Source organism: Bernardetia sp., from assembly GCF_020630935.1.
Taxonomy (GTDB): Bacteria; Bacteroidota; Bacteroidia; order Cytophagales; family Bernardetiaceae; genus Bernardetia.
In genome coordinates this window covers 1-23,412 of record NZ_JAHDIG010000069.1, presented here as the reverse complement: position 1 = coordinate 23,412, position 23,412 = coordinate 1, and the positions used below count along the sequence as shown (strand labels likewise).

Sequence of the window (23,412 nt, the reverse complement as noted above, 5' to 3'; positions counted from 1 at the left end):
ATAAGTCCTAAATTTTCTAACGTTTGCACAATTTCCATTGTCGTTGCCATACTGGATAAATTTTGTTTAGCTACTGGTGTAGCTCCGTAGAAAGCTAGTTTATTTCCTTCTTTTGCTTCTATTAAAGTTCGGAGTATTGGTGCAACACCTGTTTGTGTCTCCCAACTTTCCACTCGGACACCGTTACTAACTTCTCCCCCTATTCCTGTGTCTTCACGAGGTTTTCCATCTCTAAGCAATAAAGCTCTAGGCACTTTACTCAAATCATTTGCAACATTAAGGGCATCTGTTCCCGACACTATTAAATCTTGTGTAACACCATTCAAAGTAACACCTGTTAATTTTTGTATTGCAGCATTTTTACCTATTAAATCCCTTTCAAAATTTATAGTAGCTCCAAAAGTAGCAGATGTATAAGGAGAGCCTTGTGCATATTTTAACACAACGGAATTAATCGCTCCTATTTCAGCATAGTACGCATTTAGTTCAATGCTTGAATTGCCAAACCCCAAACTTCCTCCAATTTTAGGAATTGTTGCAACACCACCATTTGATACTGCCATTAATAGGTCATCGTCAGAGTTTCTAACTTCTAAAGCATTTCCAGCTAAAGCAGACAAAGATTTTATAACAACACTTCCCAAAATAGAAAGTAGCCTATTTTTCCAAAGAAAAAAGGCATCTCCAACGATTTTCCCTAAAGCATTTTTGTATTGAACAGAACCCTCTTCGCCTTGTACTTCGGTGATATTATCGGCTGTGAGGTCATCTGCTCCAATACCACCTATCCTAAAATTTATAAATTCTGCTAAATAATTGATTGTATCAGCAATAGTTGCGCCTGTACTATTTCCATCTACATCTTTTATATCAGAAAATAAAAATTCTGTTTGATAACCGAATAAAGGATTTACAATACTTATTCTGTTTTGCTCGGCTCGTGTTACTTTGAAATTTCCTGTTGGGAAAGTTTCGATAACTGTTCCGTCATCTTTTGCAAAGATGACGCTATTGAACTCGTTTTTGTATATTCTCATAATTTACATAGATAATGCTGGTTGATAATTTTGTTGTGTTGTATCGGCTTCTGAAACATTCCAATTTTCATTATAAAAATTGTATGTTCCTGTACCGAATCTTCCATCTACTTCGGCTATTCCCTTATCAGTAACATTTACGATAACATCTACTTCATGTGTGAGTTCTTGCGAACCTCTAAAGACACCACCTTTTGTTACTTGACTGACAAACCAAAGTCCTTTATTTTTATTTTCTTCAATAAATCTCACAAAGTCATCTAATTTCCATCTCATTTTATTGATAGAATCTATAATGATAAAATCATAATCATCAAGATTCAACCCTTCAAAATCTTTTGTGTAATGTACGTTGTGATGCCTTCCTACTCTCATTATTCTATCATTTAGAGTATCAGCAAGTGTTTTATTATCAATCATTTCCTCTGGAGAAGCATAAAGAACTTTTCCATGTTCTGCTAAATCATTTGCAAAATCAATGAGTAGTGTACTTTTACCCATTTTTGGCAGACCATAAATAAAGCCTTTGGTAGAACGTCCCATATTTTGCAGACCAGTACCGTTATACTTTTCTGGAAGTATAATTTTAGGATAGTCATTTTTTACAATATCAAATCCAGAAAGAGCTTGTCTTGCAATCGTGCCTCCTGCTCCTGCTACTGCTCCCACAGTTGCATTGACTAAAATATCTTTAACTTCAAAGCCATCAAGGTTTTTTCTTTTCTTGGTACGACTACGTGGACGTGCTTTTCCTAACCCACTTAGTCCTCTAAGTTGTGCCTGTGTAGCTTTGATTGTCGAAGAATTTCGCTTTGCAGCTTCTAAAGTCTTGATAGCTTTTTCTATCTCGTCAGAATATGGTTCATTCTTGGTGTCTAATTTTTTTAGACGAGAAAGAAGTTTATCATGACTGACAGAGAATTTTTTATTTTGAGCATTGTAGAACTGACGAAGCAATCTATTTGGTAGGGCCATTTTAGCTGTCATATAGGGTTCTAAAATGTCGCTTCCTTCTTTGTTGAGAGAAAAAGTAATTTTTTTATAGTCTGAATTTATCGCATCTACAAGACTATTAGCTACATACTTGATAGCTGTTGCGTGGGTAGATGCTGCACGTATTTCCTCAGCATCAGCAGCTTTATTAATTTTTTTGAGTAGGTTTTCTAAGCTCTTTACCTCCTTAGATTTACCTATCATTCGTAAAAATGAACGAATAAAAGTAATAGCGTAGTGGCTTTCAGTTGTTTTTTTAGGTGGAGTTGTCTTTTTAATAGGCACTACCTTTGCTGACTGGGGACTTTTTTTTGCTTTTGCCTTTGTAGGAGTTTTTTTCGAAGATATTTTTTCTTCGGTAAAGGTAACTTGCAAAAACTTTTTTGGTGTAATCAATGCACCATCATGAACAATTCCTTTTTTATGTTCGATAATAGAATTATCATAATTATCCATTCCTTGATAATTTTCTAAATTATCAGATAAATAGTCTTCCAATTTACTAACTACATTCGGTGCATGATATTCAATACGATAAGCACTACCACCAGAAAACCTTTCAGTTGATACTTTGACCTTTGATATAGTAGGAAACTTTTCTAAAATATGTTTTTTAAGAAGATGTGATTGTTTCCTAGCTGATACTCTTTTAGCTTTGGGTTCATTTTTCCCCTTTTCTTGTTCAGCTAATTTTTTGATAATCTTTTTGTACAAGGAATCAGTAGCATTTTTAATAATCTCACTCTTAAAATAAAGTTCTTTGAAACCTTCTGTTTTTTCTTTGAGGGTGTTATAACTTTTCTGATAATCTTGTGGAAGACTATTAATTTGTGCCGTTGTAAGTGATTGTAACATAGTTTTTTTATGGTTATAGTTAAGCAACTGCTAAACCTTGTAGGTTATCAATATCTAGTAATAAAATTTCTATTTCAGCTTCTGCAATCTTTAGCTTTTCAGCTTCGGAAAGCTCATTTTTTGACTGTTTTTCTATTTGAACCGTTCGTATTGAATCTGACTTTTGCTCTGTTCTAAGTTTCCAAATTTTATGCTTTGAAGTGAATATTTTTGTTTTAGAATTATTCTGAAATTCCTCAATAGTATCTAGGATTTCATTAACATATTCTTGATTCCCTTCTTTTACATTTTTGGACAAAGTATTGTAAACACTGTTCTTAAAGCTGTTTTTGTCCCAACCATTATTTTTTATTTCTGTAATGGTTTTTGTATCAAAATCAAATTTGTAATTCATAGATAATGAACTAAAAACCTTATTGAATAACTTGCTTTTGGTCTTAGATTGCTGTTTTTTATTGTCAGATTTTATTTGTTCTTCACTTCTGTTGTTGAATATTATATTTTTAAGTCTTGGTTCAATACTGCTAGAGAGTTTTACTAATTTATCAGTAGCAGTATCTAATGTTTTGTTTCTTCGGTTAGCTTGTTTATTATTTCTTTTACTTCTTCCTGTGATAAGCCAAGAACTTGTCCCTGCTCCTGCTCTCAATTCATTCATTAAAGCATTTTTGTATTCAGTTTTATAGCTCATAAGCTCATTAAATACTGCTTCTTTTTGAGTATCAGTAAGGTTATCATCATCATAATATTTGTTGTACAAATACTTCAAATGACTAACATAATACAATCTAGTTGATGCAGCTCTACCATTGGCATCCCTTGAATAATGTTTGAATGATTCAACAGCCGTTTCCCAATCAATATCATTACTGGAAACAGAAAGAGGAGTAAACTCTTTTTCTAAGATATTTCCATCTTTTTTGGAAGTTGCAATGATGCGATTTTCAGCCTTTTCAGCTTCGGATAGTTCGTTTTTCGGTTGCTTTTCTATTACAAAATGCCAACTGTTAAAAAAAGTATTATCAGTACGAGGTGTTACTTTGAAATTATCGCCTTCATAGACTACATCAACTACATTCTCATACAATTCTTTATTGATTCGCTCTTTACCTCCAAACTCTGACCTAAAAATATAACCTACTGTTTTGGGATTTAATTTTTTAACCTCCACCCAATAATTGCCATAGGACGCTTTTAGCTTTACGTAACGAGCATTTTTTAAATTTTCCTTATTGTAAATAATTGCTCCATTTTCTTGTAAGTCTTTCAGCTTTTTTACAAGAAAAGCCTTCTCTTCTATTTTTTCAGTATATTGGTCAAAATAGAGTTGAGCTTTTAAAATATCAGTTTTATTCTCTTCAACATCGTCAAGCTGTGAAACTTTCTCTATGTAATTTGGCAACCAAGAATCTAATTTTTTTATAGATTTCTCTACTTCTTTTATTTTTCTTTGCAAGAAGGATAAGTCTGAATATTTTTCAAATTCAGCAGTTTTTGAAGCCGAATTTGCTTTATCTATGTAGTTATTAGATTTTTCATATTCTCTAATCCCCTCATCGTAGTCTCTAGCAACTTTACTTTTATGGTTCGCAAAGGCACGTCCTTGACTACTATTCGTGATTGGTTGAGTAAGCCAACTCCAATCCTTTCTGTATCTGTTGAAAGCAGACTGTAAATTTTTCGCTTTTTGAGTAGCTTTTTCTGACTTTTTCAAAAATCTATCTGCTCTACTCTCTGCTTTTTCTTTTTTGGATTCTATTTGCTGCTCAAAGGTCTTACGCTCTTCTTTTTTATCAAGTGTAAAACCAAATTTCTTAATAATATCAAATGCTATATTCGGAAATTTACCTCTTGAAATCCACGCACTTTTACCTCTACTAAATAGAAAATTTCTCTTTATATCTTGTTTTTCTGAACTAGACAAACTTTTATAGTCTTGATAATCAAAACTCAATTCAGCTTTTCCGTCGGAATTGATTTTATAAGTTCTTTCTGGACTTTTAGTACCGTTCAAACCACTCAACCCATCAATATCCATCATCAAAATTTCTATTTCGGCTTCTGCAATTTTGAGCTTTTCAGCTTGATTTTCTTTTGTCTGAAACTTTCTCCACAAAAGTTTTCCATTTTTCTGACCGAATCTGTAACCAGCTTGATAGCTTTTTTGAATTTCATTTTTTTTGTAACTATCCGACGACAAGGGCAGTTTAGTCATTTGTTTAGTCATGTAATTTTTAGCTAAATCAGCTTTTTTATTGGCATAGGCTTCTATAAAAGATTTTTCGCTTTCGAACTCTTCTGGTTGAGGGAGATTAGATTTTGTTATTCCACTCAATCCATCAATATCCATCATCAAAATTTCTATTTCAGCTTCTGCAATTTTGAGCTTTTCAGCTTCGGATAGTTCCGTTTTTTGCTGCAACTCTGGGTAGTCTTTCAAAACATTTTGAGGTACGGTTTTTCCTTCGGAAAGTGCTTTTTTGATAATTTCTTTATGCTCTTCTACTTTCTTATTTATTTCCTTTTTATTTAAAAAAGCCGTTGGAATTGAAGATTTCCATTCTTTTAAAGTCATTTGCCAATCTAGTTTCAAACTAGGATAGGCAGCTAAAACTTTATTGGGAACATCATATCCTAATTCCAAACATTTTTGGATTTCTTGTTTTTGTGTTTCTCTTAATAACTTTAGCACAAAGTTGTAGGCTGATTTTAGACTAGCAAATTGTTTGTCATGACCTCCAACAACAACACGATACCCTGTTACTTTTCTGTTTGCTGGGTTTCTTAGTCGCCAAATATCTATTGTTACACCAAATTCATAGGACGGAATATGTAGCAAATCAATGTTACTAAATTGTCGCCCCTTCTTAATTAATGCTGTGGTAATCACATTTTTGGTCCAAAAAGTATTACAAACCTCATCTTTCTTTTTCGGCTGCAACTCTGGATAGTCTTTCAAGACATTTTGAGGCACAGTTTTTCCTTCGGAAAGTGCTTTTTTTACTTCATATTCATGACGTTCTTTTATCAGTTCAGTAGTAGTGTTTAAAGCAAATTGTCTAGCTTCTCTTCTTGCAAGATAGGCAGATTGTTGTTGCTCTTCGGACAATCGCTTATACCTTAGTTCTTTTTCTACTTCATCATCTACTTTAATAAACTTTTGAAAATCCTTTTTCCATAAATCATCAGCATGTAGGTATTCCTTAAAAGTCATTTCATAAGGCTGTTTCTCTACTTTTTTCTTATGTATGGAAGTAGATTTTTCTTTACGTTCTGTGAAGAGAGTATATTTTTTATCTAAACCACGTCTTAAAAACTCTTCATTTGCATTATTTACTAACTCCTTTTTTCCATATTGAGAAAGCACATGTCTATCTCCATTATTTGTTTTTGGAAAAATACTATCTGAAAGCATGGTGTTTGCTGCAAGCGTATATTTCCAAAGTGTTATAAATTCTGCATCTGATAAGTTTCTTGTTTTTTGCTTATCCCAAAGTACACTATTACCATGCTTTTTAAAAGTATTGATAGAAACAGGTAGTTTTACAGTAATGGTCTTTGTCTTAACCACTCCCTTTGAGTTCATATCACTCTTAATTCCGTACTCTTTTTTCTTACTTTTCCACCAATCAAACATAGCATCATCGTCTCCATCACACTCACACCAATCAATTCCACTCAATCCAAAAGATTTATTAATAGCTTCGGATTTAGGTAAGGCTTTTATTTTTGGTTCTACTAGAGTAGCTTCTTTGTCAGTTGCATAGAAAGCATACTTTTTAAAACTATCTACAATACTTTTTTGTGTTTTTCCTTCACTAAAAATTTTAGCTAGTTCTAATTCTAGCTTGGTATATTTTTCTTGTGGAGAAGGCTCAAAAGTGGAAGGTTGATTTTTCCACGCATTAAAACTAAGATTGGTTTGTAGTAGCTCATAAGCTGCACCAATGGCATTACCTACTTCTTTGGTAATAGAATGATTGGACTGCTCACAATCGGAATAACAATGCACCTTCAAAACATACAATAAGGCTTTTTCTATTCCTCTCTGTGTATGGTGTGGAAGATTATTAAATTTCTCACTTGTTTTTGGGTCAGTAGATTGTTCGAAAACAAATTGCAGTAGAAACTGGCGAACAAACTCTACTCCTTTGGCATTGGCTTCTCCGTTTTTAGTTAGATTTTCTAGCTCATCCTTTCGTAATACTTTGGCACGGACAAAATAAGTAAGAGCTTTTGAGTTACGTATAATTTCAGAAAGAGAATCATCTTTTTTGTCATGACGTAAGAGAGCTTCAATCATTTTGGCTAGTTCCGTTTCTGGAATACGATTTACTTTGGCTTTTGTATCAGAAGTTTCAGAACTAATGGCTTCTAAATCTTTGGCTTGAAACTGACCTAACTGGATAAACTCGTCATCAGATACATCTACAAAACGAATCAGAACTGGCTTTTTGAATTTGGCTAATTCTTTTTTTATAGTGCGTGCTGAAAAACCCAAAAAGTTAGCATTACAACCTTCCAAGAAATATTCTTTGTAGATTTTGCCATTGGGTTCTAAGGAATAATAAATTTTTAGTGTGTCTCCACGTCCGTTGCCTTGTATTATTTCTCCTCTCAAATTAGCTATTGGTGCGCCTGTATAAGCGTTTGCACCTTCAATAATTTCAGAAGGACGTAAATTTCTAGCTATCAGTTGAGGTGTTTCTCTACCACTTTGGGACGTACTACGGTTTCTTGGTTGTGCTTCTGGTAAGAAGTGTAAAGGATTCTGAACGCCTGTACTGTGGGAAGGCTGTAAACTATCAGCTTCAATAATACCGTAAAAACCTTTTACAATACGATTAAAGGCAAATGAAATAGTTGTTTCTTTGCCTTTGAGGATTTTCTTGATTTTAGGTTGGCGTTTATAAGTCTTGCCATCTTTTTTCAAGATTCCTTTTTCTCTGATATTATCGTAGGCTCTTCCTAAAGTCATAATTACATTCTATAATAATTCACAGTTTTGTAGATTCCTTTTTTTTCAGATTGGCGTATTGCCTTCCAAAATTTTCGTTTTATCCGTTTGGACTTCCTTTTAGATTTGCAGACAGCACATTTACATGGACGAAGTTTTGAACCAATATTTCTTAGGTTGTTTTGCATATTGTTAAGTCAGTTGAAAAGCGTTATCATAACAGTAAGCAATGCCGTTTTGAACAACAACAGAAACAGGCATAGACTGGGTTCTTATACCAAACTCTAAATCTATTTTTGTATTGAAATAGTCTTGTGATAAGATAGTCAATGTCCAACCTCCCACATTTCCAACATAAAATCCATCTGGAAGAGAAACTACTCCTTTTGATTTTACTACTGGTGTTGGAAGTTCTTTTAAACCATTTACAGTTTGAGGTGGAATTGCTGAAATTCGTCCAACAAATTTTTTAGATTCCCACTCATTCATTTTAGCGTATGCAAAATAATTTCCTATCAATCCCATTAAAGCAAGACCTATTGCTGTATTGGCTTTTGTTGAGTTACCATCTTTGTTTGAAAAATAATGATATACTCCTACTGGTGGAAAAAGAAATGAAAGTATTGCACCTCCTGCACTTAGTTTGTCTTGTTTTTTTTCTGCCATTGTAATACTAATTTTTTAGATGATTTCTTACTCGTTTTTTTTGTGATTTTGAAGATGCTTCAAAGCACAGAAACACTGTAATTTTTTATAACATCTTTTCCAAAATTGCATTTATGGGATGTTAAATACTATACTAAAAGCAGTGTTTTAGAATTTTCTTAAAAAGCTACTTTTTGAATCAAAAACTTACTTATTATTGTATAACCTTGCTGCTCGCTGTTGTGCCTTACTCCAAGAAAGTTTTGGCATTCGTTTTCTGACTTTTTTTACTTCTACTACTTTTACATTTCGCATTTCGTAACCAGATTGATGTTGAAGTGCTTTAGCAGATTTATTAATTGCTTGTATTGCCTTCAAGCCTTTGTTTCCTTTAACTCCAGATAGAGATTGACTTTTTTTACTCTTCTTACTGTTTATAATAGCAAAGACTACAATAAGTAAAATAGCTCCTACAACAGTCGGCATAACATATTTATAATCCATTTAAGCTGCGTTTATATAATTGATAATTTCTTTTCGGTACACAAATGCACTAAGTGCTACACCTGCGTACAATGTTCTTCTAGCTAGTGTTCTTTGTTGCGCTCTCATGTCAATCAGACCATACAAGAAATGATTGCCGTATAACTGTCTGTGTTTTTCACACAATGACATGAAAAAATTATAATCTTGAATATTAGCAAATACTTGACACCCTGCGCTCCATCTATCCACCACTTTTGTTGTACCAACATCTTTAGCATGATGAATATTTATTCCAAAATATCCTGTATATAGAGTGCCATTGTAGAAATCTAGGATAGCGTTTCTGTCGTAGTCTCTACGGATGTTTACTTGTCCCTTTTGGACAAGTGCTTTGTATCTACCTTGATGTAATCCAATTTGGTAAGCGTATTGTCCTTGTTGCAAAATCGCTGTTCCTTTTGGCGTGTATGGATTTTCTAACCAAAATGTTCCTGCATCTGTGGTACAAGGAAAGTTATATTCTACTACTCTACCTTTTGCATCATAGTAGAAAACATAAATAGTATCATCAAACTTATTAGCACGAACAGAAGGAGAACGCAAACCGACAATATTAAGCTCATAAGGTCGTGTGTTCACTTTCCATCCACTTCGTAACAATGCTATTTCACTTGGACGATACATTCTGTTTTATATTACTCCTTGTTTAATCAGATACTTAGCCAAATCAGTCTTTTTGAACACACTGCAATCAGCACTTGAAGGATTTTCTTGACAGCTTTTGATTTTATCTGCAATAATTTTATTTGTCATTCTATTAGGCTCACGCAAAACATTTTGGTATATCGTTTCTGGGTCAGTGAGGTTTTTAACCTGAACAGCAGCCTGTTTAAGTTGCTCACTGGCTTTTTCTGCCGTTGCAAAGTCTCCTTCTGCTATTGCTCTCTGTTTTTGCTTCTCGTAGTAAGAAGCATTTTGGTTTATGGAATCTGTCCATTTTTCCTTTATACCTTGCTCTGCAAACTCTTCGATACGAGACAAAGGCTCTTCGTCCTCCAAAATTTCATCTTCTAAAAAAGCCCCACTACGAGATGTAGCTTGTTCTCCTTTTTTCTTATTAAAATACCTGTATGCTAGAAATGCAGCCACAAGCACAAAAATAGCAGTACTAATACCAATAGTTATTTTAGTTCCTCTTTTCATTTTTTCTTTGCTTTTGAAGTGGAAGGTTTATTTTTCTTACCTTTTTTCTTGTCGTAATACACTTTTCCACCAATAGCAAGAAGGATAAGCAACAGAGTTGCACCAGCTAACCAAATCCACTTTTTATTACTTTCTTCTGTACTTTTTGGTAGCACGTTCAATGAATCCATAATACTTTTTTCTGTATTAGAATAAGTCATTTTTGGATTTTGAGCGATTTGATTTTCTTTCTTAATCAAATTTTCTACGGTATCTTTTACTAAAAGATTATTCCCTTCTACAATATCAACAACGCTACTTTGTGTCTCTCCCTTGATAGGATTACTTGTTCTATTTGCGATTGTAACAGGGTCTTCCGTAGGTGTATTGTAAAAATTAAACATGTTTTCTTCTTTTGGTTTGTCTGGAATATTAAAAAGGACTTGGGCTCTTTGATACTCTTTGTCAGTCATTGGGATTTCTCTATCTCTGATTCTCTCAATAGCTATATAAACCATCACACTAGATACCTCTGGCACTCGTCCCATCAATAAGCGTTTTATCAAGTTGAGTTCTTTAGCTATACTATCAAACACTTTCGGAAAAGCAGAAGAACTACGCATATTGTAAATATTCCAACCTGCTTTTGCTTGTGAATCATTGGGTAGAGAAAAGGTATAACCTTCTTTCTTTGCTCTATCTACATATTCACGCCATTCATGAGCAGCATAGGCTTTGCCAATAAGTTGGTTAAAATAAGAAGGAAACAAGCCAATTTGCATTCCTTTCAAAATGTATTTATCAGCAGCGTTGTACTGATTAATCACATTTACAGAACCTAAGGTCATTTTTTACCTCCTCCCTTAGTATCTATTTTTCTTTTCTTTCCAGTAAAATAAAGTGTACTTCCTATAAGTACCCCTAAAAGAACTACACCACCTACTACCATTAATTCCATTTTATATTTTTGAAAAAATGCTTCGTCCGTAATCGGTTGAATATCAGTAATCTTACTTTCATCTATCTGCATAGCTTTTGACGTGCCTGTGCTTGTTGTAGTGAAAGTGGGTTCATTTTTTTCAGTTACTGGTTTTGGTGCAATAACATCTTTTATCCCTTCCTTTAGTTTGTCAAAAAGTCCCTTTTTCTCTGGTTCTTCCGTTACTATTGGTGTTGGAAAATTTGTATTTGTTCTGCCGTTGGCATACACGCTACATTGTTCTGTGCCTACATTGTAGGCATTTCCATCGGTAATACACCTTTCAGCGTCTTTTCGTTTTCTTGCATAAGCAGAAATCCACGGTTGTCGTCTGCTCACACTTTGAGATTGGTCAGTAAGTTTTTCTAACTCTTTTTTGTACAACCCTAAAAAAACATCTTCTAATTTAGTTCTGCTTTTCTTTTCTAAGTGAGGGATGAGCGAACGTAATTCTGTAATACGTTCTACCATATCAGAGCTACGTACTTGATCTCGCAGCGCACTCATAGCCATTTTGTCTTCAAATGCTTGCAAATCTGCCCAAGAAGTAGTGGGATATACATAACCCAAAGTTCCTATAACTGCTGTATTCATAATTTATTAAAAGTTTTTGAGTATAGTTATCATTTTTTCATCTGGGTAACAATCTGCTTTATCAGCACGATAGGAATTATGTGTCCAGATACCACTTTCTCCATTCAAGGCACGCTCCGAAACATCCCACATGTCAGCGTTGTAGTCAAGTGTAATTTTTTGGTGTTTTTTATTTAGATATAAAGCAAGTTTTCTAAAGGATTCTAATTGTGCATCCGTGTAACGTTGATAGAATTTGAAATTACGATACGGCTTTTCTAATTCAATAGCTGTCTTTCTATCTACACGCAAGCCTCCTGCTTGAAAACCTCCATGTTTCCAAGCTCCAGCAATGTAGAGTTGCCCTTGCTTTTCTACTAATCCACCCCAAGACACAAATTCAATTCCAATACAACCTTGATTTAATTTTGTATTACGTGGGTCTTTGATGCCTAAGTGATGCCCCCAAAAATTGAAAGGTATAAAGAGAAATATTTTACCATCAATGTCAATTACATAGGTAGTAGCAATTCGTTTTTTACCTTTGTCAGTCGTCCACCAATTCCAAACTCCTTTTGCACCAGAAACAGGATTTGAAACTGTATGATGAGTACAAATCTGATTCTTTTCTGTGTCTTGGTGGATATATTCGTTATGTGGTAGAAACATCTCAATAATCTCTATATCCAACACCGAAGGAATAATTGTAGGTGGCTTTATGACTTCTTTAGGGGCATCGTCATCTAGTCCTATGATTTTTTTGATACGTCAAAAGGGTCAGATTGTGCCAATGCTGCCAAAGTAGGGTACTCCGTACTCTTTTCTGCTAGTTCAATAGCCTTATCAAAGTTTGGTTTTTCATTTTTGGAAGCTAAAAGTTCTTTCCTGTACACTTTAGCAACTTCTATCTGCGCTCTAAGCTCTGTCGCTTCGGCTTCGGATAGTTCCCTTTCTTTGATAAAGTCCTCAATCTCGTCTGCCCACTCTCCAAAAAACACCTCCAAAAACTCTGGACGATATTTTCGCATGATAGTTTTGATTTGTTTTCCATTGTTAGGGTCTTTGTCAGTCATTGCCATTGCTCCTTCCATTACGACCCTAGACATTAAAGAAAATGTATCTGTTTGGGTAGCTCTCTCTTTGATGTCCAGTAAAAGTGGAAGAATCCAAAGGGTAAATGCTCTTTTGATGAAATTATTTTTCATAGTTGGTTGAAATTTTAAGTTGGTTGAATAAAAGTTTATAGCACAGTTTATTTTTTGAGTTGATATTCTAGTTTCCGTATTCTCTCTTCCATCTCATCTATTGAATTGGAATGCTCACGGTCAGTTTCTTTGTATCTACTAATTTCATTTCTGAAATCTTCGTATGTAAATCTATTTTGCGTCCTTGATTTGATAATTTCCAATTCAGCTTTTACCGATTTTTCATATTCTCTACGCTCGTCTCTATCTTTATTGTAAGCTGCTGTCATTTCGTCTTTATAGTCGTCAAAATCATCTTTCAAATGTTCATAATTTGCTTCTTGCTTGACATTATCTATAAGTCTTGTTGCAACCCAAGCAGCTACTCCAAATATTACTAATACAAGCAAACCCATGAACAATTCTTTTGCTCCTACCACAAATCCATTATTTGAATTTTGTGAAGATGTTTTATCGAATCGCTCATCTAAGAGTTTTCCAAACATTTCAGCAAACTTTTCTTCCTTTGAAAATGGCATAACTTATATTTTTTATATAGCTTGTGCGTGTACATTTCTTGTTTCTACAACAAGTAAATTTCCTGCTACATCTTGCACAAAAGCTAGTTCGTTATCATCTGTATAGTCTAGTAAAACACCTATATCAACACCACGAGTTACATAATCTATTCGATTAAGGTTTTCGTCAAAAATATTTGTTCCGTTGATTGTTTTTACTAGATAATGTGTTTCATCTACACCATTTAGTCCGTTTACTCCCCAGTCTCCTTCGGTAGCCCACATATCATTATTGTAAGTAAAACCTCCATTAGAAGCATTTTTACTTGTAAAAGAAACACCTAATGCTTGACTAAATATTTCTCTAATTTTTCTAGCGTTACCACTTGGGTCAAAAGTTACAATACCACCAAAATCAAAATCACTTACAATAGATTTCCCTGTTTTGGATTGGTAAATAGTTGCTATTTGGACAAGTTGAGATTGTGTCAAACCTGTTATTTTTCGCAAAATGCCAGCATAATCTACACTCAAATCATCGCTTTCATCTACGATATATTGAGCAATACTTTGAACATTAGTAGAATTGCTTATACTTCCACTTGAAGCCACTGCACTATCTAACACAGTTTTAAATTCTGTGATTTTAGAAAGGGGAACAGGGTAAGGGATGTTAAATTTATCTACACCAATTTTGGTTTCATTACCAAAATCGCCATCGTAAACACCTGTATTAGAGTTATATGTAAGAGGCATAGAATAACCTTTTATTTCTCTCAAATACCTTTGCAGTGTAATAACTGCATTTCCTTTATCTCCTTTTTTGATAGTTCCAGTTGTTGAAACAACCGTTCCACCTCCTGCCGTACCTGTTTGTCCAGTAGAAGTTCCACCATTACTAATGGCATTGCTATTTCCTCCAGTGTAGTTATTTTGGTAATTTCCATCTCCAGAATACCCTGTATTTGGATTTAATAACGGAATATTATTTTTGAGTTTACGTCCACCTTTTCCATCAGATTCAGTCAGTCCAAAATAGGCTGCTGCTGCTGCTACCAAGAGAAATAATAACATTTTGGTATTTTTGCTGATAGGTTTTTTAGTTCTCATAAGTAGTTTAGTTTGGTAAATTTTGGATATAGACCATTAAATCATCATAGATTATGTTGTCAGATGAATTATTACCCCAAGAATAAAACTCATCATGGAAGTCCACGTCAAAGGATGCTCCACTGGTTAGACGTGCGTAATCCTTTGTCATTCCCTCAAAAAAACGCTTGTTTGGTATAGATTGAATTAGACGAATAACGGCTTCTTCATTTGTTCCTGCACAACCGAACATATCGCAATTATCAAAGGCATCTTTGAGTTTACGAGCCATTTCGGCAGTAGAACCACTAACAGAAGCATCTGCATAGGCACTATTAATTCTATTTTCCTTAATAGAATTAGTAAAGGATTTTACAGCTAAGAAACCTACTAGGACAATTCCTCCAGTAGCAGCCATTTTCAATATGTCGTCAATATCTTCAAGCATCGTTAATCTAGTTGCAGCGAATCAAAGATAGCCATGTGAAGTGTGCTTTTTGTAGCTCCTTCTAGTTTTATAAGTCTTTCCAAACTTTGTTTAGCTAAAAGAGAAAGTATTTTTTCCTTTTCTTCCTCTACTTCAATTTTCTGTTTTGTTCCAGTAATTTGTGGCAGTACGGCATCCAAAGGCATATTATCGAAAACATCTAAATATTCCTCGTTTTGCATCACTACCTTTAATTTTTCAAGACGTGATAATTTTTGTTTTGCCAAATGTTTCATTGAAGGCACTTTTTCAGTAGCTACTTCAATGATTGTCATTTTTTTAGGTGTTCTCTTCTTGCGAGTGAAAGTGATTTTCCTGCTCATTTTCGTTAGGGTTAGGGTTAGATTCTTTTTGGTCTGGGTAAAAACTTTCTATAAAGTCTTCAAAGTCTTCTTCTGACATTGCTGTAAAATCATCAAAAAACTTTAGTGTTAGGTTAAAGCGTTCGTTGTTGTGTTGTACTCTGCTGATAAAGCTACCTAGATGTTGCAAAACAGGTGGTATCTGTTGTTGATGTGGACTACCTAATTGCTGTTGGTTCTGTCCTTTAACCATACCTTGAACGGCTGAAAGTAAAGCTGGAACACCTCCTATTTCATTAAATACAGTAGGCAAGTGTATTCCTGCTATTCTGCTGTTTTTAAGGCTTTCTACTTCCTTTTCCAGTTCTGCAATACGCTCATCTTTCTTTTTGCTATCTAGTTCGTCCTGTATCTCCTTTACTATTTGGCTTCGTATAGATTCTTCTGTACTACCAAAACCGTTTAATTGATTTGGGTCTTTCTTAAAAGGAAATCTATCTTTTACTTCTTGCCCTCTACCTTTGAAAGTTCTAACTAATACATGCTCTGTATCATCATCAATGTAGTGTATTACTGTATCAATTTTTGAAGGGTCTTTTGTTCTTTTGACAACGGTAATGCCGTCCACTTCTACATCATAGAATTGGTCAGCTTTATTATCAACAGAGAGTTTTAGACCAGATTGTATTTTTTTTAGAGCATTTCTTGTAGCTACTAAATAATCTTTCATAATAGAGTTAGGGTAAGTAAATTTGAGTTTAGCAAAGGTCAAAAACGATATAGAAATAAACCGTTTGAGCCACACCTAGCCTGTTTTCAAGTCGCTGTAATCCATTTCTAAATGTGTGTTGTTGATGAAGAATAATATTTTGACTATCGTATCTTGCACCATCTTCTCCCACAATAAAAATCCCACTTGGATTGCCTAAAAGAAAGAAAGTTGCATCTTCACTACCTTCTATTACTTGTCCAGCATTGAGCGTATAGGACACAAAATCTTGTTTAGGATTTTTCATGTCTTTAGCTTCTTGGTTAGCTAGTGCAATAGCGATATTCTCATTCATAATCAACAATTATTTCAATTTCATACGTTTGTTCAGTGTCTGTAAAAGTATTAATTGTATCTTCTACTGAAACCAGTATGTAGCGAGTAAAAAAAGGCGTAATTTGATATGGTTTGTAGTCTTTTTTCTCAAAGTCATTATCAAAAATCATTGTTAGACTTTCAGTATAGACTACCTCGTTTGTATCACTTTTATAGACTAGCTTTGCTATTTCTAAATCTCTATCAGCATCTTGTAATTGAGATTTATCATCAAAAGCAATAGGAATAAACTTAGCAGAAAGAGCCACTACTTTACGTCCCTTCGGAATAATGATTTTAAGGTTGTTGTAGGCTTTTGCGCTGCTTATACGTAGTTTACCAGTCTTGGCTAAAAGATTATACGACATACTTCCACGTTTCTAAATACAAGTAAGCTGTATAGGCTGCAAAACCTCCAGCATTACTATCTTGACAATCTATTTTGATGGTACGGTCGGACGTGATATTTATTCCTTCGCCTTCCTCATCTAATTGAGTGATAGGAAAAAATCTATCCTTTGCAGGTACGTTGTGCGAATTGTAATAGCGTTCAGCCCATTGTGAGCGCACTATTTCAACATTTCCAAAGTAAAGTGAATTGACTTTTAAGCGAGTAGCAGCCGTATTGTCATTTCCTCCAAAGGAAATACCTCTGATAATGGCTATATCTTCACTTAGCTTGACTTCTACCGTTTTACGCTCTCCAGAAGATGCTATTTGAATCTCTATTGGCTTACGTAAAACTTGTCTTATCAATTTCTCTCTGTGTCTAGGTAATTTTTCTTCTAGTTCTAGCATAAGTAAGAGTAGTTTATTTTGTGTAAAAAATGGATAAGAAAAAGAAAGAGAACTGCCAAAGACAATCCCCTTGTCTTATCAACTTAACCCTAATCTTTAATGCTTTCTAGCGTGCTAATACACCTTTCAATTCCAAATGAATTGCTCTACCTACACCTACGTTGTTCATTGTAGCTTCACCAAATTTTAGGGTAAGATTTAGCACTTGTTGAGCGTACAATAAAATAGGACGGTCAAGCACAAATTCGCCTTCTTCAACATCATTATTCCCACCTGTTTCAAAGTTTGAAACTGCAAGTTCTTGAAGTTTGAAACTAGAATTTAGAGTGAGGTCAAGTTCGGCTGCTGAAAGACAAGCAAAATCATTGTCCTTATCAATAGCTTTGTAGATGATTTGAGCAAGTTCAGCATTTTTAGCTGCTGTAAAGGCTGCTGGTGTACCTCCACCATTTGTACCTACTCTGATACGAATAGAGCGAATCATAAAAATACGTCCCTCTTCTACTTTAGCTTTCTCCATGTTGCGAACACCACGAGCGATGCTGTCATTTTCATTGAAAAACTCTACTGTTTGTGCGCCATTGGCAATTTCTACTTTTGAGTAGTAGGTAAAAGGACGAAGTTTAAGTTGTCCAGAGCCATCTTTAGCTCCACGTAATCGCTCTTTTACCGATTGTGGCATCTCTGCTGTGTTAAGAAGAGTAAGAAACCACTCATGAGGTGTCATTACTTTGGCAGGTACAGGCGTTTGCATTGCATCCACACCCATTAACATTCCATTATTATCTTGAAACATAAGATTAGAATTTATAGAATTTTGAAATTTGATTAAAAAAATAAAAAGGGTTATGTTTTGAATAGCTACTAAAGCAGTACTCCGTCTTCTGTCATTGTAGAGGTTGCTTCTGGTAAAAGCATTTCGGTAGGCATATCAGCCATTCTGTTTACTTCGTTCCATAAGGCTGCTTCCTCTGGGTCGTTTGGTACTACGTTTCCTACTCCGTTGTATTTTTTCCGAGAGGAAGGAGCTATATAGGTCAGTCCACGAAGTCCGTTTATGGATTCGTTACTTCCAATAAGTTTATCTATAAAAAATCCTTTAGAGAGACTTTTTCCGTAATCTTTGACATTTTCAATACCTTGCTGAACGCCATTAAATCCATTTGTAGGATTTAAACCTCCTAATGCGCCATTTTTAGCAAATCCACTGGCAGCCATTCCTGCCCCTGCTGCAATTGCTACTGGATAGCCAAAAAAGACACCTGCACCCATTGAGAGAATGCCAAGAAAACCAGAACCACGCCCAATAAAAGAAGAGGTTGCACCACCAAGAAATGCAAAGGCAAGCAAAATGGCAGCTTGTTGTGCTGTATCTGAAAAATTACCTTTTGCTCCTGTAAGAGCTTTGTTTTCTAAAAATTTCATAACTGGTTTCGATAAAGTATTTTTGAATATTTTTTTAAAGGAAAGTAAGTGGATATAATCCTACTCTATGTTATTTTAGTCCACTAAAACTTGCACTTCCGACCTTCTTTTTTGAAGTTGTCTTTCTCGTTTTGGAACTACTTTTTTTCGTTGTTTTTTTGGATGCACCATTCAAGTTACCTCTACTACGTGGTGTGTACTGTCTTGGAGGAGGGTAATAATCTGGCTCACTTGGTTTTAAAATGGCAAATGTTCCTAAACCTAAGCCTAAACCGAGTAAAGCACTTGTAATAGGATTTTCTTTTACCCAACCTATTATTCCATTTTCTTTTTGTGGTTCTCCTTTTGCGTTAGGGTCAGTAATATTAGCGTTGAAGGCTTCGTTTACCTCACTATTGAGGTTTGCCATTGATGCTTCTAATTCTTTTTGTTCTTCTGGAGATAATCCGTAATTACTACTATCTACTTCTGCTTTTTGTGGGTCGCCATTAGCAACTAATTTATTTAAGAGTGCGATAATAGGAGCTAAGGCAGCCATTACAGATGCAATCGCTGTGGCTGTGGCTGGGTCAGTTCCTAACCCAAATAATCCTTGCAAAGATTCTTGTGTCTTTTGGTCGCAACGAGAAGCTACAAAGTTTTTAAACTGTGCTACGGCTTGACTTCTTTTAGAAGCATATTCAATTTCCTTGCTTACTTGTCTTGCAATAGCTTGTGTTTCTTGCTTGTTTTCTTGCTCTGTAAGAGGTCTTACCCTCATTTGAAGCTCATATCCTTGTGGTGGTAAAACACCATTCAAAACTGGCGAAATACGTCCAGACGGAGTGGGTAGTTTTGGATTTTTGTTTCCACTACCATTAAAAATCGCATCTCTTAACTTAGACCTATCTCCCCCTGCTTTTTTATGAATTTCGGACACCTTTTTGTATAACTCTGCTACTTTTCGCCATTTCGTAGCATCAGTGTAGCCATATTTGGCTGCTTCTTCTTGTGTAAGCAGACCCCAACGTATTTTTGCAGCTACTTGCTTCATATTGCTTTTCATAACAAGTAAAAAAGCATTTCTGAAAGGAGATACGACAACGGTTTTAATTCCACTCCATATTTTTTTGAAGATATTTCCTAACTCTTCATTATTGTTAATACTATCAATGAAGGTTTCAACTTGCTTTCTATCTTCGCACGTACCACACCCACAACCACAAAGTTTATTATCAGTAACCGTAGGCAACTTCCCTAATTCATGTAATTTCATATTATAATCTTGATTGTCGTAGTAATGATGTTCTTTGTTAAATTCGTGAAGGACACAATCAATATAGATTTCATTTCCTTCTTCGTCGAAAGCCACTGGATAGATGTGATTCCATCCACCCTCACCAAAATTATCGGTAACTCTTAGAATGTGAGGAATATTCATATTGGTAAGAATAGAGGAAATAAAGACCGTAAAACAGTCGCAATCTCCATATCTATCACTCCAAAGCCTTCTTGGATGCCTTACTTGCTCTATGCCGTCCTCATCTGGCACATAGTCTATATGGTTATAGACAAAATGCCATATCGCTCTACACGTTTCTAGTATAGATTTTCTTTTAAGTTTTTTGGAAATAGAAGCCGTTTGGTCTAATGTTTTACCAACAATTTTTTTGATAAGACGTATCGTATCATCTACATTAGCAGACGATTTAATTTCTATATCTGTGTTGGTAGCTGGCGTAAAAAGTCCGTTGTAGGTTGTTCCAGAAGCGATATTTCGGCGTGTTGAAATCATACTGTTACCTCCTTTGTTTCTCTTACGGTATGAGGAATACCGTTGATGGTGGTATGAGCTTCTACATTTACTGTGATTCCTCCAGTAGTAATACCATTCATAAGAACAGTAGGAAGATTTGTAACAGGAACTACAATTCTAATATCATCGAAATAAACTTCCGACCACTTTTCTAATTTCTGAATTTCTTGTGAGGGCGCAGAAACTCCAAAGGGTTCTATTTCGTCTCCTAAATATAGATTGATAGATGGTTTACGAATATTGATAGAGCCATTAGAGTTGTTCAATAGACGTATATCAGTGGCAAATTCAACAGCAGTAGGTATAAGAAATTTTCCTGTATGAATTTTATGCACACGAATAGTAGGTACTACCTGCAAATTTTTTGATAAACTTGCTAATTTTCCTATCTTAGTAATCCCAAAAACTACTCCTGCCGTAAGACCAGTCCAAAAAAGTGTAGTACCTAGTTTCATTTTTTAATGTATTCGTATGTGATTCAACACAACAAACGTAACACATTGAAAATTAACACTTTACCGATTCTCAACGATTCTTAACGATTCTCAATGATTTTGAGCGATTTTGAACGATTCTGATAGGTAATACAACTACTTATATTGAAAATGAACGCTATTCAAGTACAAAAGCAGCGAAAGGAAGATGTTTTACCTATGTCAAAAAAAGAATTAAGAAATCATTATGATATTTCTAAGCACACGCTTAGACAATGGATAAAACCAATATTGCACCTTTTAGGAGAAGAATATAACACTGCAAAAATGCTATCAACATATCAAGTGAAAATTATCATGAAATGGATAGATGAAGGCACAATCGAAAAACGAATTTGTGATTGTGAAAAAGCAGAAAATAGTACAGAAAAAGCCTAAAAAAACACTCAAAAACTGTGAACAAAGTGTGAAAAAAGTGTGCGTTGAGTGTCAAAAAGCGTGAAAAAGCGTCAAAAATTGTGGAAAAACGTGGATTTTAACTAAAAATTATGAGTGATAACAACAAAACATATCACATCAAAAATCTGAATAAAGTTATATAATAAAAAAAATACCCTTCAAAACTAATTTGAAGGGTATTTTTTTTATTATTTATTCTATTTGTTTTGTTTAGAGCAGAATCATATTCTCATCTACTCCAGCCATTGCTTGCAACTGACTTTTATCCAAGTAAGCTGGTTGTTCAATCACATCTAATTTCAATTCAGAAGTTCGATGAAAAGGTTCTGTTCCTCTGGATGCTACTTCTGTTGTTGTGGTATCTTCTTTATTGACACAGAACCCTTTTTGAAGCAGTCCGTTTCTGTCCCATGTACCACCATTTTCTAAACATGCTTGACGTTCTTTGTTGGTTAAAGCTCCTTTTACACTATCTAAAATAGTCTTTAAAGAATTGACTTTATCGCCAATATTTGCTGTACTAGCTTGACTAACTTGGGCTACTTGCTGCTGCTGTTGTTGCTGCTGATAGTTTGGGGGAGGAGTTTGTGTTTTTCTCTTTTGATAGTGATTGTATGCAAAGTACGCCCCTGCTGCAAGCACTAAAATCAAAACGAGTTTTTCTTCCGTTTTCATTTTTTTGAACATAATTCAATTTATTTATCGACAAATAAAAATTAGAAAACGGAGTAGGAAACGTTTATCGTGAGTTCAAATATACGAAGAATTTAGTATATTTGTTTACAAGTTAAGCAAAAAGCTATTGTCAGAAAGATGTTGTTAGCGTACGAAACGACGGATTTCGCTTGGGAGCATACCCTAGCTGAAAAGAGGGGTATGTTTTTTTTATGCAAAAAAATAAGTGAAAGTTCGCAGCTTTCACTTATTGACCTCAAATCAAATTAATTATGATTCTTTCTATGCAAACACACAATTAGTCTATTTTTCATCAAATGAACCAAACACATGATTTAGATAGAACTCAAAAATACAACAAAAAAATATAAAATCATAACTATCTAACAATCAAAAACATAGAAAAAATTAAAATATAAAATCAACTTTTTTATTACATTGACTGTAATGAATCACTACTTTTTGTCATTAAGTAGTAGATATATCTTATAACTTAACCTTATTTTTTTATGAAATTTCAGTTTAATTTTTGGCTTTTGATAGCCTTTTTTGCAGTTTTTGGTATTTCTGCTTGTGGTTCAGATGATGAACCTACCGACCCTAGAGATGAAGTTATTGGAACTTATAATTATTCAGTAGAAGTAACTGAAATAGACTTGGGTCGTATTACGGATTTAGATGAAAGTGGAACGTTAATCGTATCTAAAAACGGCTCTGACAAATTAGATTTCAAAGAAGGTGGAGAATTGTTGTTTACTGCTGAAAAAATACGTAATGCCAGCAACGGAATTGTATTTGACATTGCACCACAAACACAAAATATTGGAAACGGTGTGAGTGTTACCATTGAGGGTTATGATGTAGCAGAGTTAGATAATACGTTATACAATGGTCGTTATGTTTCTGGTAGCAAGAAAATTTTCACAGGATTTACATTCAGAACTGTTATTGACAATCTAAACTATCAATTTTTCTATAAATTTGAAGGAACAAAACAGTAATTTTGTTTAACTCTGTGAGCTGACAACATTCAACAAAACAGCGATTCTGACCGACGAAACTCCCTGTTACGTCCTAAAGTCTTGTAGAACCAGTTGAGGGAATACCTGATGCCTACGATGCTGTTTTAACTAAAAAAGCCTTTCCAACTCAATGGAAAGGCTTTTTTTATGTAATTTTATTAAAATACGGTTCTATTTTAGGGTCTAATTTAGAAAGCTCCATTGCTTCTATTTTGAAGAGAACAAGCGTTTCCTTCTTAGAAAGAGCAGCAGAACGCAGTCTTTTGAGTAAGTCTTTGTAACAATAGTATTGCAAATACTCCAAACGATTGAGTTCATTTGCCATTTGAGGGTGGTTTGCTTCTTCGTGCTTGTATATCCACTCCTCCACAAGTCTATATATCAAAAAAATCATTTTTGCACCTAAATAAAGAGTTCTTTGTTTTTGGATTAT

The 23,412-nt window shown here is 34.5% G+C and carries 27 protein-coding genes; 2 read left to right on the top strand and 25 right to left on the bottom strand.

The genetic code is table 11. From position 1 onward, the window contains the following. From QZ659_RS16645 to QZ659_RS16535, 23 genes are all read right to left on the bottom strand, one after another. Window positions 1–1,037: hypothetical protein (locus QZ659_RS16645; RefSeq protein ID WP_291727522.1), on the bottom strand; the 1,037-nt coding region annotated here is incomplete at its 3' end. Between the two features lie 3 nt (window positions 1,038–1,040). Next, window positions 1,041–2,885, bottom strand: coding sequence for a hypothetical protein (locus QZ659_RS16640; RefSeq protein ID WP_291727520.1), 1,845 nt, complete (start codon window positions 2,883–2,885; stop codon window positions 1,041–1,043). Window positions 2,886–2,904: 19 nt separating this feature from the next. After that, window positions 2,905–7,863: a DUF3560 domain-containing protein gene (locus QZ659_RS16635; protein ID WP_291727518.1), complete on the bottom strand. Its 4,959-nt coding sequence runs from the start codon at window positions 7,861–7,863 to the stop codon at window positions 2,905–2,907. 171 nt (window positions 7,864–8,034) lie between these two features. Next, window positions 8,035–8,508 (bottom strand): hypothetical protein, encoded by a 474-nt coding sequence (locus QZ659_RS16630; protein ID WP_291727516.1) that lies wholly within the window; start codon window positions 8,506–8,508, stop codon window positions 8,035–8,037. A 186-nt stretch (window positions 8,509–8,694) separates the two neighbouring features. Beyond that, a complete protein-coding gene (locus tag QZ659_RS16625; RefSeq protein WP_291727514.1) occupies window positions 8,695–8,991 on the bottom strand; it encodes a hypothetical protein in 297 nt (98 codons plus the stop codon). Next, window positions 8,992–9,657, bottom strand: a complete 666-nt coding sequence (locus QZ659_RS16620; RefSeq protein ID WP_291727512.1) for a hypothetical protein — start codon at window positions 9,655–9,657, stop codon at window positions 8,992–8,994. A gap of 6 nt (window positions 9,658–9,663) precedes the next feature. Beyond that, a complete protein-coding gene (locus tag QZ659_RS16615; protein WP_291727511.1) occupies window positions 9,664–10,176 on the bottom strand; it encodes a hypothetical protein in 513 nt (170 codons plus the stop codon). After that, window positions 10,173–11,003 carry a hypothetical protein gene (locus tag QZ659_RS16610; protein ID WP_291727509.1) on the bottom strand — a complete coding sequence of 277 codons (831 nt, stop codon included), beginning with the start codon at window positions 11,001–11,003 and terminating at the stop codon, window positions 10,173–10,175. The genes QZ659_RS16615 and QZ659_RS16610 overlap by 4 nt, the downstream gene beginning before the upstream one ends. Beyond that, window positions 11,000–11,728 carry a hypothetical protein gene (locus QZ659_RS16605; protein ID WP_291727506.1) on the bottom strand — a complete coding sequence of 243 codons (729 nt, stop codon included), beginning with the start codon at window positions 11,726–11,728 and terminating at the stop codon, window positions 11,000–11,002. The genes QZ659_RS16610 and QZ659_RS16605 overlap by 4 nt, the downstream gene beginning before the upstream one ends. A gap of 6 nt (window positions 11,729–11,734) precedes the next feature. Beyond that, entirely contained in the window at window positions 11,735–12,376 is a 642-nt protein-coding gene (locus QZ659_RS16600; RefSeq protein ID WP_291727504.1) for an N-acetylmuramoyl-L-alanine amidase, read from the bottom strand. An 80-nt stretch (window positions 12,377–12,456) separates the two neighbouring features. Then, window positions 12,457–12,912, bottom strand: a complete 456-nt coding sequence (locus QZ659_RS16595; RefSeq protein WP_291727502.1) for a hypothetical protein — start codon at window positions 12,910–12,912, stop codon at window positions 12,457–12,459. Between the two features lie 47 nt (window positions 12,913–12,959). After that, the gene (locus QZ659_RS16590) at window positions 12,960–13,430 is read right to left on the bottom strand and encodes a hypothetical protein (RefSeq protein ID WP_291727500.1); all 471 of its coding nucleotides are present in this window, start codon (window positions 13,428–13,430) and stop codon (window positions 12,960–12,962) included. A 12-nt stretch (window positions 13,431–13,442) separates the two neighbouring features. Beyond that, window positions 13,443–14,519: a hypothetical protein gene (locus QZ659_RS16585; protein WP_291727498.1), complete on the bottom strand. Its 1,077-nt coding sequence runs from the start codon at window positions 14,517–14,519 to the stop codon at window positions 13,443–13,445. A gap of 7 nt (window positions 14,520–14,526) precedes the next feature. Beyond that, the gene (locus QZ659_RS16580; protein WP_291727496.1) at window positions 14,527–14,946 is read right to left on the bottom strand and encodes a hypothetical protein; all 420 of its coding nucleotides are present in this window, start codon (window positions 14,944–14,946) and stop codon (window positions 14,527–14,529) included. A 2-nt stretch (window positions 14,947–14,948) separates the two neighbouring features. Then, entirely contained in the window at window positions 14,949–15,260 is a 312-nt protein-coding gene (locus QZ659_RS16575; protein ID WP_291727494.1) for a hypothetical protein, read from the bottom strand. A 4-nt stretch (window positions 15,261–15,264) separates the two neighbouring features. Then, window positions 15,265–16,017, bottom strand: a complete 753-nt coding sequence (locus QZ659_RS16570) for a hypothetical protein (protein WP_291727492.1) — start codon at window positions 16,015–16,017, stop codon at window positions 15,265–15,267. A 28-nt stretch (window positions 16,018–16,045) separates the two neighbouring features. Next, window positions 16,046–16,351, bottom strand: coding sequence for a hypothetical protein (locus QZ659_RS16565; protein ID WP_291727491.1), 306 nt, complete (start codon window positions 16,349–16,351; stop codon window positions 16,046–16,048). Beyond that, entirely contained in the window at window positions 16,344–16,739 is a 396-nt protein-coding gene (locus tag QZ659_RS16560) for a hypothetical protein (protein ID WP_291727489.1), read from the bottom strand. Before QZ659_RS16560 ends, QZ659_RS16565 begins: the two co-directional genes overlap by 8 nt. Further along, window positions 16,729–17,169: a hypothetical protein gene (locus tag QZ659_RS16555; RefSeq protein WP_291727487.1), complete on the bottom strand. Its 441-nt coding sequence runs from the start codon at window positions 17,167–17,169 to the stop codon at window positions 16,729–16,731. The genes QZ659_RS16560 and QZ659_RS16555 overlap by 11 nt, the downstream gene beginning before the upstream one ends. 106 nt (window positions 17,170–17,275) lie before the next feature. After that, window positions 17,276–17,965, bottom strand: coding sequence for a hypothetical protein (locus tag QZ659_RS16550; RefSeq protein WP_291727486.1), 690 nt, complete (start codon window positions 17,963–17,965; stop codon window positions 17,276–17,278). A gap of 68 nt (window positions 17,966–18,033) precedes the next feature. Continuing rightward, window positions 18,034–18,594, bottom strand: coding sequence for a hypothetical protein (locus QZ659_RS16545; RefSeq protein WP_291727485.1), 561 nt, complete (start codon window positions 18,592–18,594; stop codon window positions 18,034–18,036). A 70-nt stretch (window positions 18,595–18,664) separates the two neighbouring features. Further along, window positions 18,665–20,368: a hypothetical protein gene (locus QZ659_RS16540; RefSeq protein WP_291727484.1), complete on the bottom strand. Its 1,704-nt coding sequence runs from the start codon at window positions 20,366–20,368 to the stop codon at window positions 18,665–18,667. After that, the gene (locus tag QZ659_RS16535) at window positions 20,365–20,844 is read right to left on the bottom strand and encodes a hypothetical protein (RefSeq protein WP_291727482.1); all 480 of its coding nucleotides are present in this window, start codon (window positions 20,842–20,844) and stop codon (window positions 20,365–20,367) included. The genes QZ659_RS16540 and QZ659_RS16535 overlap by 4 nt, the downstream gene beginning before the upstream one ends. Before the next feature lie 150 nt (window positions 20,845–20,994). Between QZ659_RS16535 and QZ659_RS16530 the strand changes: the two genes are divergently transcribed. Next, complete coding sequence (locus QZ659_RS16530; RefSeq protein WP_291727480.1) at window positions 20,995–21,261, top strand: hypothetical protein; 267 nt, start codon at window positions 20,995–20,997, stop codon at window positions 21,259–21,261. Window positions 21,262–21,492: 231 nt separating this feature from the next. Here QZ659_RS16530 and QZ659_RS16525 read toward each other — a convergent pair whose 3' ends face one another. Next, entirely contained in the window at window positions 21,493–21,957 is a 465-nt protein-coding gene (locus QZ659_RS16525) for a hypothetical protein (protein ID WP_291727479.1), read from the bottom strand. A gap of 509 nt (window positions 21,958–22,466) precedes the next feature. On the opposite strand from QZ659_RS16525, the gene QZ659_RS16520 reads away from it, so the two are divergent. Then, window positions 22,467–22,958: a hypothetical protein gene (locus QZ659_RS16520; RefSeq protein WP_291727477.1), complete on the top strand. Its 492-nt coding sequence runs from the start codon at window positions 22,467–22,469 to the stop codon at window positions 22,956–22,958. A 166-nt stretch (window positions 22,959–23,124) separates the two neighbouring features. Here QZ659_RS16520 and QZ659_RS16515 read toward each other — a convergent pair. Next, on the bottom strand, window positions 23,125–23,412 hold a 288-nt coding region (locus QZ659_RS16515), incomplete at its 5' end, for a hypothetical protein (RefSeq protein ID WP_291727475.1).